Origin of the sequence: Afifella sp. YEN Y35, from assembly GCF_047553465.1 — a bacterium.
Classification (GTDB): domain Bacteria; phylum Pseudomonadota; class Alphaproteobacteria; order Rhizobiales; family Afifellaceae; genus Afifella; species Afifella aestuarii.
In genome coordinates, this window is record NZ_CP180203.1 from 2,657,922 (window position 1) to 2,672,795 (window position 14,874).

13 protein-coding genes and 1 tRNA gene are annotated in these 14,874 nt (G+C 65.9%); 5 read left to right on the forward strand and 9 right to left on the reverse strand.

The annotated features are described in order from the left end of the window. Positions 1 to 106: 106 nt before the first annotated feature. The 8 genes from ACK8CP_RS12640 to uraH are packed head-to-tail and all read right to left on the reverse strand — an operon-like array spanning position 107 to position 9,998. A complete protein-coding gene (locus tag ACK8CP_RS12640; protein WP_234630342.1) occupies positions 107 to 1,177 on the reverse strand; it encodes a BMP family ABC transporter substrate-binding protein in 1,071 nt (356 codons plus the stop codon). 57 nt (positions 1,178 to 1,234) lie between these two features. Further along, positions 1,235 to 2,131, reverse strand: coding sequence for an ABC transporter permease (locus ACK8CP_RS12645; protein WP_092810003.1), 897 nt, complete (start codon positions 2,129 to 2,131; stop codon positions 1,235 to 1,237). A gap of 26 nt (positions 2,132 to 2,157) precedes the next feature. Then, positions 2,158 to 3,330, reverse strand: coding sequence for an ABC transporter permease (locus ACK8CP_RS12650; RefSeq protein ID WP_414832039.1), 1,173 nt, complete (start codon positions 3,328 to 3,330; stop codon positions 2,158 to 2,160). After that, positions 3,320 to 4,912 carry an ABC transporter ATP-binding protein gene (locus tag ACK8CP_RS12655; protein ID WP_414832040.1) on the reverse strand — a complete coding sequence of 531 codons (1,593 nt, stop codon included), beginning with the start codon at positions 4,910 to 4,912 and terminating at the stop codon, positions 3,320 to 3,322. Before ACK8CP_RS12655 ends, ACK8CP_RS12650 begins: the two co-directional genes overlap by 11 nt. Continuing rightward, complete coding sequence (gene xdhC / locus ACK8CP_RS12660; RefSeq protein ID WP_414832041.1) at positions 4,875 to 5,768, reverse strand: xanthine dehydrogenase accessory protein XdhC; 894 nt, start codon at positions 5,766 to 5,768, stop codon at positions 4,875 to 4,877. The genes ACK8CP_RS12655 and xdhC overlap by 38 nt, the downstream gene beginning before the upstream one ends. Next, positions 5,765 to 8,170 (reverse strand): xanthine dehydrogenase molybdopterin binding subunit, encoded by a 2,406-nt coding sequence (gene xdhB, locus ACK8CP_RS12665; protein ID WP_414832042.1) that lies wholly within the window; start codon positions 8,168 to 8,170, stop codon positions 5,765 to 5,767. The genes xdhC and xdhB overlap by 4 nt, the downstream gene beginning before the upstream one ends. Further along, entirely contained in the window at positions 8,170 to 9,648 is a 1,479-nt protein-coding gene (gene xdhA, locus ACK8CP_RS12670) for a xanthine dehydrogenase small subunit (RefSeq protein ID WP_414832043.1), read from the reverse strand. The genes xdhB and xdhA overlap by 1 nt, the downstream gene beginning before the upstream one ends. Then, positions 9,648 to 9,998 (reverse strand): hydroxyisourate hydrolase, encoded by a 351-nt coding sequence (uraH, locus tag ACK8CP_RS12675; RefSeq protein ID WP_414832044.1) that lies wholly within the window; start codon positions 9,996 to 9,998, stop codon positions 9,648 to 9,650. Before uraH ends, xdhA begins: the two co-directional genes overlap by 1 nt. 294 nt (positions 9,999 to 10,292) lie before the next feature. Between uraH and puuE the strand changes: the two genes are divergently transcribed. From puuE to ACK8CP_RS12690, 3 genes are all read left to right on the forward strand, one after another. Continuing rightward, a complete protein-coding gene (puuE, locus tag ACK8CP_RS12680; RefSeq protein ID WP_414832045.1) occupies positions 10,293 to 11,729 on the forward strand; it encodes an allantoinase PuuE in 1,437 nt (478 codons plus the stop codon). Positions 11,730 to 11,896: 167 nt separating this feature from the next. Beyond that, positions 11,897 to 12,313: a dihydroneopterin aldolase gene (locus ACK8CP_RS12685; protein ID WP_414832046.1), complete on the forward strand. Its 417-nt coding sequence runs from the start codon at positions 11,897 to 11,899 to the stop codon at positions 12,311 to 12,313. A gap of 39 nt (positions 12,314 to 12,352) precedes the next feature. Then, positions 12,353 to 12,646: a 4a-hydroxytetrahydrobiopterin dehydratase gene (locus ACK8CP_RS12690; RefSeq protein WP_414832047.1), complete on the forward strand. Its 294-nt coding sequence runs from the start codon at positions 12,353 to 12,355 to the stop codon at positions 12,644 to 12,646. Between the two features lie 96 nt (positions 12,647 to 12,742). On the opposite strand, the gene ACK8CP_RS12695 is transcribed toward ACK8CP_RS12690, so the two are convergent. Then, a tRNA-Thr gene (locus tag ACK8CP_RS12695) sits at positions 12,743 to 12,817 on the reverse strand. A gap of 368 nt (positions 12,818 to 13,185) precedes the next feature. Between ACK8CP_RS12695 and ACK8CP_RS12700 the strand changes: the two genes are divergently transcribed. Both ACK8CP_RS12700 and murA read left to right on the forward strand, forming a co-directional pair. Continuing rightward, positions 13,186 to 13,389: a hypothetical protein gene (locus ACK8CP_RS12700; protein ID WP_128292196.1), complete on the forward strand. Its 204-nt coding sequence runs from the start codon at positions 13,186 to 13,188 to the stop codon at positions 13,387 to 13,389. Between the two features lie 48 nt (positions 13,390 to 13,437). Then, positions 13,438 to 14,727 carry a UDP-N-acetylglucosamine 1-carboxyvinyltransferase gene (gene murA, locus ACK8CP_RS12705; RefSeq protein WP_414832048.1) on the forward strand — a complete coding sequence of 430 codons (1,290 nt, stop codon included), beginning with the start codon at positions 13,438 to 13,440 and terminating at the stop codon, positions 14,725 to 14,727. Positions 14,728 to 14,874 lie beyond the last annotated feature (147 nt).

A 14,874-nucleotide genomic window follows, 5' to 3' on the forward strand; every position in this document is an offset into this window, starting at 1 on the left:
GGGAGACTCAACGGAGCGCAGGAGAGCGCTCCGTCCTCATTTAAAAGCTGCAGGCGTCGCCTGCTGGCGAAGGCGGCCGGAAACCGCCTCCGCCCGGCAATGTCGCTTAGCTCTGAACGCCCTTCACGTACCAGTCGAGCCCCAGGAGCTGCTCGTCCGGGATCGTGTCGCCTTCCGGCACCTTCACTTCGCCGGACTGGTCGGTGATCGGGCCGGAGAAGGGATGGATCTCGCCCGAGGCGATGCCGTTCTTCACCTTGTCGGCGGCTTCCTTCACATCGGCCGGCATGATGTCGTTGTACGGCGCGATGCCGACGAGACCCTTCTCGATGCCCCACCAGATGTTGCCCGGCGCCCATTCGCCGTCGAGCTCCTTCTGGATCTGGTCGATGTAATAGGGGCCCCAATTGTCGGTGATCGCCGTCAGATGTGCCTTCGGGGCGAAGTCGATCATGTTGGAGGCCTGGCCGAAGGCGTAGACGCCGCGCTGCTCGGCGGCCTGCAGCGGCGCCGGGGAATCGGTGTGCTGGGAAATGATATCGCAGCCCTGGTCGATCAGCGCCTTGGCCGCATCGGCTTCCTTGGCCGGGTCGTACCAGGAGTTCACCCACACGACCTGCGTGGTGAAGTCCGGATTGATCTTCTGCGCGGCGAGCGTGAAGGAGTTGATGCCGCGTACCACCTCCGGGATCGGCACGGAGCCGACATAGCCCGCCTTGCCGGATTTCGACATCATGCCGGCGATCGTGCCGATGACGGCGCGGCCTTCATAGAAGCGGGCATTGTAGATGCCGACATTGTCGGCCGTCTTGTAGCCGGTCGCATGCTCGAAATGCACGTCCGGGAACTGCTTCGCGACCTTGATCGTCGGGTTCATGAAACCGAAGGAGGTCGTGAAGATGAGCTTGTTGCCCTGCTGCGCGAGCTGGCGGATGACGCGTTCCGCATCCGGGCCCTCGGCGACGTTCTCGACGTAGTTCGTCTTGATCTTGTCGCCGAAATGCTCTTCCGCCTTCTTGCGCGCCTCGTCATGGGCGTGGCTCCAGCCGTAATCGCCGATCGGCCCGACATAGACGAAACCGACATTGAGCGGCCCGTCCTGGGCGGCGGCCCGGCCGATCAGAGCGGGAAGAGCGAGGGTCGCGGCGCTGCCGACCAAGATCTGGCGCCTGTTCATTCTACTCATTGACAAAACTCCCTGGTGTTCACGAGGTGCGGGATCAGAAAACCGCGCTCAACCGGTGGCGCGGAAGGGTTTGCCGAGACAGGCCGGGGCCGCATTGCGACGGCCGGACGGCGCGATCGAAATCAAGGTCAGGACCACGATGGTCGCAAGATAGGGCAGCATCGCCAGAAATTCCGGCGGCACGATATTGATGCCGGCGGCCTTGGCGTGCAGCTCGAGCGTCATCACCGCGCCGAAGAGATAGGCGCCGCCCAAAAGCCGGAGCGGCCGCCAGGAGGCGAAGACGACGAGCGCCAGCGCGATCCAACCGCGCCCCGCCGTCAGCCGGTCGGCCCACATCGGCGTCATCACCAGCGAGTAATAGGCGCCACCGAGCCCGGCCATCGCCCCGCCGAAGGCGACCGCGAGATAGCGCACGCGGATGACCGAATAGCCGATCGAATGCGCCGCCTCGTCGCTTTCCCCGATCGCCCGCAGGATGAGACCGGCGCGCGAGCGCGTGAGGAACCAGGCGACGAACGCCGTCATGACGAGCGAAAGATAGACGAGCGGCGAATAGCCGAAGACGACGCGCCCGATCGGATCGTCGGCGAGCGCGGCGGGGAAGATATGCTCGAGCCCGCTCACCGTGCGGCCGACGAAATTCTGCCCGATGAGGGAGGAAAGACCGATGCCGAAGATCGTCAGCGCGAGCCCGGTCGCCACCTGATTGGCGGTCAGGGTCAGCGTCAGGAACGCGAAAATCATCGAGGCGGCGGCCCCCGCCGCCATCGCGGCGACGAGACCGAGCGAGGCGCTGCCGGTCGTAAAGGTCACGCCGAAGGCGGTGACGGCGCCGATCAGCATCATGCCTTCGAGGCCGAGATTGAGCACGCCGCTCTTTTCCACGACGAGCTCGCCGAGCGCCGCCAGAAGGATCGGCGTCGCCGCGCCGACAAGCGTCATGATGATCGAAATGAAGATCGCCGTCGTCACGCGCTGAGACTTTCTCTTTGCTTGTCGAGGGGAGTGGATGACGTCCGGGAGCCTTCGTCCGCCTGCCTTATGTGCGGATGGCGCGCTTCCACCGGCCGGCTGAGATCGGCCGGCACCACCACCCGCAGGCGGTAGCGCACGAGAATGTCGACCGCGAGCAGGAAGAACAGCATCATCGCCTGAAACATGCCGGTCGCCGCATAGGGAAGGCCGAGCGCCGTCTGGGCGTTCTCGCCGCCCACATAGGACACGGCCAGGACCATGCCCGCAAGCACGATGCCGAGCGGATGCAGGCGCCCGAGAAAGGCGACGATGATCGCCGTGAAGCCGTAATTGACGGAAAACTGCGGCGTCATCTGCTGAAACGGACCGGCCGCTTCGAAAATGCCGGCAAGACCCGCAAAGGCGCCGGAGGTGAGAAGCGTCAGCCAGACCGTGCCGCGGGCGGAAAAGCCGCCATAACGCGCCGCCTGCGGAGCAAGGCCGACGACGCGCACCTGAAAGCCCGTCACCGTGCGCGACAGGACGATCCAGACGGCGATCGCCAGAAAGAAGGCGACGGGGACGCCCAGATGCACGAGCGTGCCCTGCACGACGGTCGGCAGCGTCTGCCATTCGGAGAACAGGCGCGTCTGCGGAAAGCCGTAGCCTTCCGGGTCGCGCCAGGGGCCGCGCATCAGATAATAGAGAAGCTGCACCGCCACATAGGTCAGCATCAGGCTGGTCAGGATCTCGTTGACGTTGAAGCGCGTCTTCAGAAACGCCGGGATCGCGGCCCAGAGGAGACCGCCGAGAATGCCCGCGGCGACCATCGCCGGCAGGATCCAGTAGCCTTCCATATCCCAGGTGGCGAGCGCCACACCCGTGCCGGCGAGCGCGCCGACGATATACTGGCCCTCCGCGCCGATGTTCCAGACATTGGCCCGAAAGCCGATGGCAAGCCCGAGCGCGATGGTGATGAGCGGCGCCGCCTTCACGAAGAGGTCCTGCCAGCGATAGGGATCGGCGATCGGCGCGACGAAAATCTGATAGATCGCCGCCAGCCCGTCATAGCCCATGAGCGAAAAGATCAGGATACCCGCAAGGACGGTGAGCGCGACGGCCAGAACCGGCGTCCCGTAGAGCATCGTCCGGCTCGCCTCGCGGCGCGGCTCCAGCCTAAGCCGCATGAACTTGCTCCTCGCGGGGCCCATGGCGCGGCCCGCCGCCGTCGCCGCCACTCCCGGCGGCATCCTCGCCATGCATGCCGCCCATCAACAGGCCCACTCTTTCGATCGAAATCCCTTCCACGTCGAGCATGTCCGACAAGACGCCGCCATTGATGACGGCGATGCGATCGCACAACGCCAGAAGCTCGTCGAGATCCTGGCTGATGAGAAGAATCGCCGAACCGGCGGCGGCAAGATCGACGAGTGCCTGGTGGATGGCAGCCGCCGCGCCCGCATCGACGCCCCAGGTCGGCTGCGAGACGATGAGGACGTCCGGCTTTTGCAGGATCTCGCGGCCCATGATGAATTTCTGCAGATTGCCGCCGGACAGGCTCGCCGCCGGCGCGCGCGGCCCCGTCGCCTTCACGTCGAAGGCCGCAATCACCTGTTCGGCGTATTTCTCCGCCGCCCCATAGCGGATGAAGCCGTGGCTCGCCAGTTCCATGCGGTGGCGCGCCGTCAACACGGCATTGTCGGTGAGAGAGCAGGCCGGAACGGCGCCATGGCCGTTGCGCTCTTCCGGCACGGAGCACATGCCGTCGCGCCGCCTGTCGCCGACATGGGCGGCGATCGAGGGCACCCCGTCGAGAAAGATGTTGCCGCTTTCCGCGCCCTCGATCTCGCCGACGAGAGCCGCCAGCAATTCGTTCTGGCCGTTGCCGGCGACGCCCGCGATGCCCACGACCTCGCCGGCACGCACGGAAAGATTGATGTCTTTGAGGGGCACGCCGAAGGGCCCCTCGCCCGGCGCCGAAAGATGCGTGACGCGCAGCCGTTCCGGGCCGAAGTCGGTGCCGGGCTTGCGGCTCACGTCGCGCAGCGAGGCGCCGATCATCATCTCGGCCATCGATCTCGCCGATTCCTCGCGCGGGTCGCAGGTGGCGACGACCTGCCCGCCCCGCAGGATCGTGGCGGTGTCGCAGAGCGCCTGAATCTCGTTGAGCTTGTGCGAGATATAGAGGATCGAGCAGCCTTCCGCGGCCAGCCGGCGCAAGGTCTCGAAAAGCCGTTCCACCTCCTGCGGCGTCAACACGGAGGTCGGCTCGTCCATGATCAGAAGTTTCGGCGATTGCAGGAGCGAGCGCACGATCTCGATGCGCTGCCGCTCGCCCACCGACAGAGTGTGCACCTCGCGGTTCGGATCGAGCGGCAGATCGTAGGTCTTGAGGATGTCGCCGACGCGCTGCTGCAACTCGCGCCAGCTGAAAGAATGGTCGAGGCCGAGGGCGATGTTTTCCAGAACCGTCATCGCCTCGAACAGCGAGAAATGCTGAAAGACCATGCCGATGCCGAGGCGCCGCGCGGCCTTCGGATTGGCGATCGACACCGGCTCGCCGTCCCACAGCACCCGGCCTTCGTCGGCCTGCAGGACGCCGTAGATGATCTTGACGAGCGTCGATTTGCCCGCCCCGTTCTCGCCGAGAAGCGCGTGGATCTCGCCCGGCGCGACGGAGAAGCTCACATCATCATTGGCGAGAACGCCCGGAAAACGCTTGGTAATACCTTCAAGCGCGAGCCGTGGCGGTGTGCCTTCCGTCGCCATGTCTTTCCCTGCATGTCCGTGTGGCTATCGCATCCGCCTGCACGGATGGCCGTTTTTCCAACAAGCAGACCGCCACCTCCGCCGCGACGAGCGCGGCAATCACAGGCGGCCTCTTGTCCTTCAAGGTTCTGCTTCCGATCGGCAGGATCAGCCGGTCCACATTGGCGCGCGCGAGCCCTTCCCCGCAAGCCCAGCGCTCGAACTGTGCCCGTTTCGTTTTCGATCCGATCATCCCGGTATAGGCAAAATCGCTGCGTTTCAGTGCGGCATAGGCGACGGCGAAGTCGAGCGCATGGCTGTGCGTGGCGATGATCGCGGCCGAACCCGGCGCCGCCTCGGCGATGACAGCCTCCGGCAGCGCCGTCCAGACCGTCTCCACGCCCTCCGGCAAATCGCTGAGCATTTCCGCGCGCGGATCGACGATGGTCGTGCGGAAGGGGAGTGGTGCCAGAGCCATCGCGAGCGCCCGGCCGACATGGCCCGCCCCGAAGACGACGACGCTCGGAGAGATCTCGCGCTCGGCCGCCTCACGGGCCTCCATCTCCGCCGCCAGCGCCCGATCGACGCGCCGGAAGGAGAGGCCGACACGGCCGCCGCAGCATTGACCGAGATCGGGGCCGAGCGGCACCTCGCGCGCGTCCGAGCTTCGCTCACCCGCCAGCATCCGGCGGGCCTCGGCCAGCGCCTCGTATTCGAGCATGCCGCCACCGATCGTGCCGGCGAAATCCGTCTCCGTCACCAGCATCGCCGCCCCCGCCTCGCGCGGCGTGGAGCCTTTCGCCTCGCCGACTTCGACGAGAATCGCCGGCCGGCCTTCGTCGAGCGCGGCGCGCATCTTGGCGGCGAGACCGCTCATGCGGCCGTCTCTCCCGCCGCCTGCCGGCGCACGTCGTCCACGGCAAAGAGTATGCGTTCGGGCGTCGCCGGCGCGTCGAGATCGGGGAAGACCTTGTAATCGGAGACCGCCGAAACCGCGTCCGCGAGCGCCGAGAAAACGGAGATCGCCAGCATCAAGGGCGGCTCGCCGACGGCCTTGGAGCGATAGATCGTCTCCGCCTGGCTCTCGCCCTTCTCCCAGATCTTGATGCGCATATCGTCCGGGCGATCGTTCGCCGTCGGGATCTTGTAGGTCGAGGGCGCATGCGTGGTGAGCTCGCCTTTGCCGTTCCAGCAGAGCTCCTCCGTCGTCAGCCAGCCCATGCCTTGAATGAAGCCGCCCTCGATCTGGCCCATATCGACGGCCGGATTGAGCGAGCGGCCGACCTCATGAAGGATATCGACGCGCAAGACCTTGTTCTCGCCGGTCAACGTGTCGATCGCGACCTCCGAACAGGCGGCGCCATAGGCGAAATAGAAGAAGGGATGGCCCGTCGCCGTCTCACGGTCATAGGTGATGCCGGGCGTCGCGTAGAAGCCCGTGGCCGACAGCGAGATGCGGGCGAGATAGGCCTCCTCCACGAGTTCGGCGAAGCTCATCTCCTCGTCGCCGATCTCAACCCGGTTCGGCCGAAAGACGATTTTTTCGGGCGGCACCCCGTAAGCTTCGGCCGCAAAGGCAATGAGCCGCTCCTTGATGGTGCGCGCCGCCGCCCGCGCCGCCATGCCGTTGATGTCGGAGCCGGAGGAGGCCGCCGTCGCCGAGGTATTCGGCACCTTGTCGGTGCGCGTTGAAGTGATCTTCACCCTGGCGAGGTCGATCTGGAACTCCTCCGCCACCACCTGCGCGACCTTGACGAAGAGCCCCTGCCCCATCTCCGTGCCGCCGTGATTGAGCATGACGGAGCCGTCCTTGTAGACATGGACGAGGGCGCCGGCCTGATTGAGATGCCGGGTCGTGAAGGAAATGCCGAATTTCACCGGCGTCAGAGCGAGCCCCTTCTTCACCACCGGGCTCGTGGCGTTGAAGGCGCGGACCGCCGCGCGCCGCGCGCGGTAGTCGGAGCTTATCTCCAACTCCTCCACCATCTCGGCGATGACACTGTCCGTCACCTCCATATGATAGGGCGTCAGCGCACCACCCGCCGCCGGATAGAAATTCGCCTTGCGGATATCGAGCGGGTCCTTGCCGAGCGCGAAGGCGATCTTCTCGATCATGCGCTCCGTCGCCACCATGCCCTGCGGCCCGCCGAAGCCGCGAAAGGCGGTGTTCGACACCGTATGCGTCTTCAGGCGCCGCGAGCGGATGCGCGCCGCGTTCAAGGTATAGGCGTTGTCGGCGTGAAACATCGCCCGATCGGCAATCGCGCCTGAAAGATCCGCGGAATAGCCGCAGCGCATCGCCTGGTCGAAGGCCGCGCCGGCAATGCGCCCCTCGCCGTCGAACCCCGCCTCGTAATCGATGAGAAAATCGTGCCTTTTGCCGGTCATCACCATGTCGTCGTCGCGGTCGAGGCGGAGTTTGGCGGGCCTTCCCGTCTTCGCCGCGACGAGTGCTGCGATCGCGGCAAAGAGTGCGGGCTGGCTTTCCTTGCCGCCGAAGCCGCCGCCCATGCGCCGGACCTCGATCGTCACGGCATGGTCAGGCAGACCCAGCACCTTCGCCACGTTGTGCTGCACCTCGCTCGGATGCTGGGTGGAGGAATGCACGATGATGTCGCCATCCTCGCCCGGCAGCGCATAGGCGATCTGGCCTTCGAGATAGAAATGATCCTGGCCGCCGATGCGCACCCGGCCTGAAACTTTGTGCGGCGCTTGCGCGAGCACCCCATCGCAATCGCCGAGCCGCATTTCGTGCGGCGGCAGAAGATCGGCACCGGCTTCGAGCGCCTCGTCGAGCGTGATCACCGCATCGCGGTCCTCGTAGACGATCTCCGCTCTGTCGGCCGCCGCGCGCGCCAGCGCCAGCGTCTCGGCCGCCACCGCAAAAATCGACTGGCCGTGATACTCGACGATCTTGTCGGCAAACACCGGATCGTCGCCGAAGACCGGGCTTGCATCGTTTTCACCCGGAATGTCGGCGGCCGTCAGCACGCAGGCGACGCCATGGGCGGCGCGCACGTTTTCAAGATCCAGCTTCTTGATCTCGGCATGGGCGCGGTCGCTCATCGCCACATAGATGTGCAACGTGCCCGGCAATTCGGCCATGTCGTCAATGTAGCGGGCCTCGCCCGAGACATGCCTTGCGCCGCTGTCATGCGGCTCGGGCCGGGCAACGCCGCCCGCGATCCTCTCCCGGCTCTCGTGCCGCGCCGCCGCATGCGGCCTCGCCTGCCGCGCGGTGCCGGCGACACCGCGGTCCTGGATGAGGTTTTCATCCATCAGGCAAGCTCCAGGACGCTGTGCACGCGCTCTCCGTCATCGGTTCGATCCATGGAAAACCGAAGGAGCAAATTCTGCGCCACTTTCAACCGGTAGGCGGCGGAGGCGCGCATATCGTCGAGCGGGGTGAAATCCTCCGCAAGCGCCGCCGCAGCCTTCCGGAACGCCGCCTCGCCGAAAGTCTCGCCGATGAGGGCCGCCTCGGCCTTCGCCGCCCGCTTCGGTGTCGCCGCCATGCCGCCGAAGGCGAGCCTTGCCGCCAAAATCTTCTCGCCGTCGAGGTCGACGCGGAAGGCGCCCATCACGGCGGAAATATCCTGGTCGAAGCGTTTGGAGATCTTGTAGCAGCCGAAGTGTGCATTCTCCGGCAGCTTGTCGATCACCACCTTTTCCACGAATTCGCCGCGCCTGCGGTCCTGGCGGCCATAGGCGAGGAAGAAATCTTCAAGCGGCAAGTTCCGCTCTTCGTCGCGCCGGCGCAGATGAAGATGGCTCCCAAGCGCCATCAACGCGGGCGGCAGATCGCCGATCGGCGAACCATTGGCGATGTTACCGCCGACCGTGCCGGTATTGCGGATCTGCACGGAAGCGAAGCGGCGCATCAGCTCGCCGAGATCCGCATGGATCACCCCGAGCCGCTCCGCCGCCCGGCGATGCGACACGGCCGCGCCGAACGACAGCGTCTCCTCGGTCTCGGAAATCTCCTGGAGCTCTTCGACGCGGGTGACGTCGATCACCGTCTGCAGGAACCGCCGTTTCTTCGTCACCCAGAGCCCGACATCGGTGGCGCCGGCGACGAGCACGGCGTCGGGATAGCCGGAATAGGTGACGGCGAGTTCCTCGATGGAGCGCGGCGTGAACCAGCGCTGCTCGCGGCCCGTCTCGTCGCGGTGCGAAATGCGCAGCATGGCGCCGTTGTCGAGCGCGCGGAGCTTTGCGGCCGTCTCCGCCGCCTCGGGCCGTCCCACGCCGCGGCCATGCCCGCCATCCTTCAGCGCGGCGACGCCGGCGTCGATGATCGGCCCATAACCGGTGCAGCGGCAGAGATTGCCGGCGATCCAGTCTTTCACCTCCTGCCGGGTCGTCGCCTCACCGGTCAGAAAGCCAGCATAGAGCTGCATGACGAAGCCCGGCGTGCAGAAGCCGCATTGCGAGCCGTGATGCGCGACCATCGCCTGCTGCACCGGATGGAGGCTGCCATCGTCACGTTTCAGATGTTCCACGGTGAGAAGCTGGCGCCCATGCAAAGAGGGCAGAAACTGGATGCAGGAATTGACGCTGCGATAGGCCATGCCACCCGTCTCGTCCGGTTCGCCCAGAACCACCGTGCAGGCGCCGCAATCGCCCTCCGCGCAGCCTTCCTTGGTGCCCGGCAGACGTTCCTCCCGGCGCAGATATTCGAGGATCGTCTCCGTCGGCGGGCGATCCGTGACGCGGCGCGGCTCGTCGCCGAGAAGAAAGCAGATCGCCTTGCCCATCAGCTCCCCCGATAGGTGGAATAGCCGTAGGGCGAGACGAGAAGTGGCACATGGTAATGCGTGCCGGGATCGGCGATGCCGAAGCGCACGGGCACCACGTCGAGAAAGGCCGGATCGGGCAGATCCACGCCGCTCCCGCGAAAATAATCGCCCACATGGAAAAGAAGCTCGTAGCGCCCCGCCTTGAAATCGGAGCCTTCGAGAAGCGGCGCATCGCAGCGCCCGTCGGCGTTCGTGGAAACCTCGCGGAGCTTTTCGCCGGCCGCGTCGAAGAGCTCGATCCTGAGACCAGATGCGGGACGGCCGGCGGCCGTATCCAGGACATGCGTGGTCAAACGGCCTTGGCTCATGCACACTCCGCGCGATCTTGTCTGCCCCTCTGCCCAAAGGTGCGCCACAGCCATTCTTTGCACAACCCCTTCGCGCAACGCCTCGCCCGTTTCCGCGTGCGAGAGGCTTGCCGAGGCGAGGCGCAGGGTCCGAAAAACCCGCCTCGACCCCGCGGCAGGCTCTCGCGCGACCGCCACGTGCCGTCGCGAGCGGATTGACGGGCCAGCGCCCGGGGGTGCAAACGCAAAGGCCCGCGCGGCAAGCCCTTCGCCGGCGGCAGGCCATCTCAGGCAAGAGCCTACGGATTTGACATCATGACCAGTTCCAACCGTTACCCTCGCGATCTCCTCGGTTACGGACGCACGCCCCCCAAGGCGAACTGGCCTCAAGAGGCCGCGATCGCGGTCCAGTTCGTGGTCAATTACGAAGAGGGCGGCGAAAACGCGCTTCTCCACGGCGACGAGGCCTCGGAAGCCTTCCTCTCCGACATCGTCGGCGCACAGCCCTGGCCCGGCCAGCGCCACATGAACATGGAATCGCATTACGAATACGGCTCGCGCGCCGGCTTCTGGCGGCTGTGGCGGCTGTTCAGCCAGCGCCAGGTGCCGGTCACCGTCTTCGGTGTCGCGACCGCGCTCGCCCGCAATCCCGAAGCCGTCGCCGCCATGCAGGAGGCCGATTGGGAGATCGCCTCGCACGGCTACAAATGGATCGACTACAAGGATTTCTCCGCCGCCGACGAGCGCGCCCATATGGAAAAGGCGATCGCGCTGCATCAGGCGGCAACCGGCGAACGCCCCCTCGGCTGGTATACGGGCCGCTCGTCTGAACATTCGGCGCGGCTCGCGATGGAGGAAGGCGGTTTCGTCTATTCCTCCGATTCCTATGCCGACGACCTCCCCTATTGGGTGGAAGGGGAGACGGGCCCGCATCTCATCGTCCCCTACACGCTCGAAGCCAACGACATGCGCTTCGTCGCCGCGCAGGGCTTCGGCTCGGGCACCGATTTCTTCACCTATCTCAAGGACGCCTTCGACACCTTGCGTGCGGAAGGGCTCGCGGGCGAGCCCAAAATGCTGTCGATCGGGCTGCATTGCCGCCTTGCCGGGCGCCCCGGCCGCTTCGCCGCGCTGAAGCGCTTCCTCGGCTACATCCAGAGCCTCGACGATGTGTGGATCGCACGGCGCATCGACATCGCCCGCCACTGGCATGCCCACCACCCGCCGCATGGTTTCGTGCGGCCGAGCCAGATGGGCCGCGAGGCCTTCATGATGCGCTTCGGCAGCGTCTTCGAATCCTCGCCCTGGGTCGCCAAGCGCACCTATAAGAGCGAGCTCGGGCCGGCGCATGACACGGCACGCGGTCTCTTCGGCGCAATGGCGGCCGCCTTCCGTTCGGCCAGCGAAGAAAAACGCCTCTCTGTGCTCGAAGCCCATCCCGACCTCGCCGGCAAACTCGCCGAGGCGCATGCCCTCACCGATGCCTCCACCGCCGAACAGGCATCCGCCGGGCTCGACCAGCTCGATGCCGGAGAACGCGAGCATTTCCGCGATCTCAACCGGCGCTACCGGGAGAAATTCGGTTTTCCCTTCATCATGGCGGTCAAGGGGCGCAACAAGGACGAGATCCGCACCGCCTTCGAAGACCGCCTCGCGCATGACCGGGAGACGGAATTTGCGACCGCCTGCCACGAGGTCGAAAAGATCGCCCTTCTGCGCCTTCAGGACATGCTGCCGGAGCGGCAGGCATGAGCATCGCCGCCGGTCGCTCGTCCACCTTTGTCCACAGCGCCATCGGGCGGCGCGTTCCGTGGAGCCTTTCAAGCATCCAGCGGTTACAAACCTGCCTGGGCGGGCGTCCTCGCAGCCGCCGCAATCTCAGCAGCAACCTCACAGCAATCTCCTGAGGACCGATGACGATGTTGGCCAAAGCCGAAGACATGTTGCGGCTTGCCGCGCAAGAAGGCGCCGACCTCGTCTTCGTGTCGGAATTCGTTCTGCCGGTGCGCATCGGCGCCTATCAGCGTGAGAGGCACGGGCCCCAACAGGTGCGCTTCGACATGACGGTCGCGACGCAGCCGCGCGCGGCCCCTCCTGCCGGCGAACCGGTGAAGCTCGAAGACGTTCTCTCTTATGACGCTTTGACGGATGCGATCGAAACCATCGTCGCCGAAGGGCATTTCGACCTTGTAGAGACCCTGGCGGAGAAAATCGCCGCCCGGATCCTGGAAGAGCCGCTTGCCGCGATCGTCGCGCTTCGGGTGGAAAAGCTCGAACTGGAAAAGGCGCGCGCCGGCACCACGATCATCCGCCGCAAGGAGGCGCTCGGCGCATAGGACGCTGAGGGCCCCCGCGGCCAGCCGAGGGAGCCTTTCATGGCCGAAACCCGCCACTTCTCAGATCACGACGCCACCGCACAAGCCAAGACCCGTCTGCCGGAATGGCGCGTCGAAGACGGCTATCTTTGCCGCAGCTACAAAACCAAGAATTTCGCCAAAAGCCTGCTGGCCGCAAACGCCATCGGCCATTTCGCCGAAGCCGCCGACCACCATCCGGACCTCACCGTCAAATACGGCACCCTCGACGTCGCGCTGCGCACCCACGACGCCGATTCCCTGACGGAAAAAGACTTTGCACTCGCAGAGAAGATTGAGGGAGTGATGGGGTAGTCTGCCTCGACGCCGACATCTCGGCGGACGCGTGTCGGCGGCCATCGGCCGCTGGCACGGGGCCAAACCGTCATCTCTTTTCTGAAAACCGAAAAATGGTGCCGCAGGGGAGGATTGAACTCCCGACCTCACCCTTACCAAGGGTGCGCTCTACCACTGAGCTACTGCGGCTTTCCGTGACCGTGCCGTCCAAAAGGCGCCCGCGGGGCGTCCCGGACCGGCGCAACCGTTCCTCAGGCGCCCGGTCCATGCCACAAGCGCCCGCGCCATGCAACTGCCGAGGCGCGCAATCTCACGCCTGAGGCAAGCTCGACACAGGCCAGCCGCCCTGCCTGGGCGATTTCGACCCGAGGCAACGCCCCCTGCTCCTCCTTCCGAGCACCGGTTCAACGGGTCCGTCTCTGCAGCATCGGTGTCGCCTGCCCCTGTTACAGGCGTCTGGCACGCCCCCTGTTGCGACAAGGACACGCAGGACCGCATCCTCTCTATCCACCCCGCCCGAGCCTCGTTTTCGCCCGATTGCAACTGGACTTCCTTGCATGCGGCAGCTCGTCTATGAAGGATCGATGCGGGGCGCAAAACCGGACAAGAACGAGGCGCGAGACGCGGCGCGCAAGGCGCGCGAGCAAAGGCTCGCCGAGGCGCTGAGGGCGAATCTGAAACGACGCAAGGAAAAGGCCCGCGCGGCAAGCGACGGGTCTGCGGCGGATCGATCCGCGGACGCGGTTTCCGACAAGACGTAAGCGGCAAAGCGGGACGAACCCGGGCGAGACGCCGCAAGAGGAGCATTGATGGATTGTATTCGCATTCGTGGCGGCAATCGCCTGAACGGGACGATCCCGATTTCAGGCGCCAAGAACGCCACCCTGCCCTTGATGATCGCAAGCCTCCTCTCCCGGGAGACGCTGACGCTCAAGAATGTGCCGAATCTCGCCGACGTGTCCCTGCTGAAGCGCATTCTCGGCAATCACGGCGTCGATCACACGGTGCGCGGCAAACGCTCCACGCACGAGGTCGTGGCCGGCGAGACGGTGGAGCTTTCCGCCCGCGAGATCGTCGATACCACGGCGCCCTATGAACTCGTGTCGCGTATGCGCGCCTCGTTCTGGGTCATCGGCCCGCTCTTGGCCCGCATGGGCGAAGCGCGCGTGTCGCTGCCGGGCGGCTGCGCCATCGGCACGCGCCCGGTCGATTTCTATCTGCACGGGCTTCAGGCGCTCGGTGCGGAGCTGTCCGTCGAAGGCGGCTATGTGGAGGCGCGCGCGCCGAAAGGTCTCGTCGGCGGACGCGTGATCTTTCCGCGCGTCTCGGTCGGCGCGACGCATACGGTGATGATGGCAGCCGCCCTCGCCAAGGGCGAAACCGTCATCGAAAACGCCGCGCGCGAGCCGGAAGTCGTCGATGTCGCCGAATGCCTCATGAAGATGGGCGCTCAGATCGAAGGCGCCGGCACCCGCGAAATCCACATCGAGGGCGTGCCGTCGCTCTCCGCGGCGGAGCATTCCGTGCTTCCCGACCGCATCGAAACCGGCACCTATGCGATGGCGGTGGCGGCGACCGGCGGCGAGGTCACCTTGACCGGCGCGCGGCCCGATCTCCTGCGTGCCGCCCTCGACACCCTCGTCGACGCCGGCATCGAGATCGCGGAGACCAACGAAGGCATCCGCGTGGCGCGCAATGGCGGACCGCTCAAGGCCGTCGAAGTCACCACCCAGCCTTTTCCCGGCTTCCCGACCGACCTGCAGGCGCAGTTGATGGCCTTGATGGCGCGGGCGGACGGCACCTCCCACATCACCGAGACGATCTTCGAAAACCGCTTCATGCATGTGCAGGAATTGTCGCGTCTCGGCGCCGATATCCGTCTCGACGGGCAGACGGCGACCATCCGCGGCGTGGAGAAGCTGACGGGGGCACAGGTCATGGCGACGGATCTGCGCGCCTCCGTCTCGCTCGTCATCGGCGGTCTTGCGGCCGAAGGCGAGACGACGGTCAACCGCGTCTACCATCTCGACCGCGGCTTTGAGCGCCTCGAAGAGAAGCTCTCCGCCTGCGGCGCCGAGATCGAGCGCGTCCGCGCCTGAGGCATCCTGGACCGGTTCGCGCCTTGCCCTCACCGCGGCGAGGCCCTAGAGCCTAAAAGGGAGATTTGGGCCGGTATCGCGATGGCGGAGCGGCAGGCGCGAGCCTGCGGCTTCGCCAAGATCGGTGCGGCCACAACGGAAGCGGCC

Excerpts from the sequence above, each read along its gene's own strand:
- ACK8CP_RS12640 (WP_234630342.1), bottom strand. The coding sequence starts at position 1,177 with ATGAACAGGCGCCAGATCTTGGTCGGCAGCGCCGCGACCCTCGCTCTT.
- ACK8CP_RS12700 (WP_128292196.1), top strand. The coding sequence starts at position 13,186 with ATGCGGCAGCTCGTCTATGAAGGATCGATGCGGGGCGCAAAACCGGAC.
- puuE (WP_414832045.1), top strand. The coding sequence starts at position 10,293 with ATGACCAGTTCCAACCGTTACCCTCGCGATCTCCTCGGTTACGGACGC.
- ACK8CP_RS12690 (WP_414832047.1), top strand. The coding sequence starts at position 12,353 with ATGGCCGAAACCCGCCACTTCTCAGATCACGACGCCACCGCACAAGCC.
- ACK8CP_RS12650 (WP_414832039.1), bottom strand. The coding sequence starts at position 3,330 with ATGCGGCTTAGGCTGGAGCCGCGCCGCGAGGCGAGCCGGACGATGCTC.
- ACK8CP_RS12645 (WP_092810003.1), bottom strand. The coding sequence starts at position 2,131 with ATGACGCTTGTCGGCGCGGCGACGCCGATCCTTCTGGCGGCGCTCGGC.
- xdhA (WP_414832043.1), bottom strand. The coding sequence starts at position 9,648 with ATGGGCAAGGCGATCTGCTTTCTTCTCGGCGACGAGCCGCGCCGCGTC.
- murA (WP_414832048.1), top strand. The coding sequence starts at position 13,438 with ATGGATTGTATTCGCATTCGTGGCGGCAATCGCCTGAACGGGACGATC.
- uraH (WP_414832044.1), bottom strand. The coding sequence starts at position 9,998 with ATGAGCCAAGGCCGTTTGACCACGCATGTCCTGGATACGGCCGCCGGC.
- xdhB (WP_414832042.1), bottom strand. The coding sequence starts at position 8,170 with ATGGATGAAAACCTCATCCAGGACCGCGGTGTCGCCGGCACCGCGCGG.
- ACK8CP_RS12685 (WP_414832046.1), top strand. The coding sequence starts at position 11,897 with ATGTTGGCCAAAGCCGAAGACATGTTGCGGCTTGCCGCGCAAGAAGGC.
- ACK8CP_RS12655 (WP_414832040.1), bottom strand. The coding sequence starts at position 4,912 with ATGGCGACGGAAGGCACACCGCCACGGCTCGCGCTTGAAGGTATTACC.
- xdhC (WP_414832041.1), bottom strand. The coding sequence starts at position 5,768 with ATGAGCGGTCTCGCCGCCAAGATGCGCGCCGCGCTCGACGAAGGCCGG.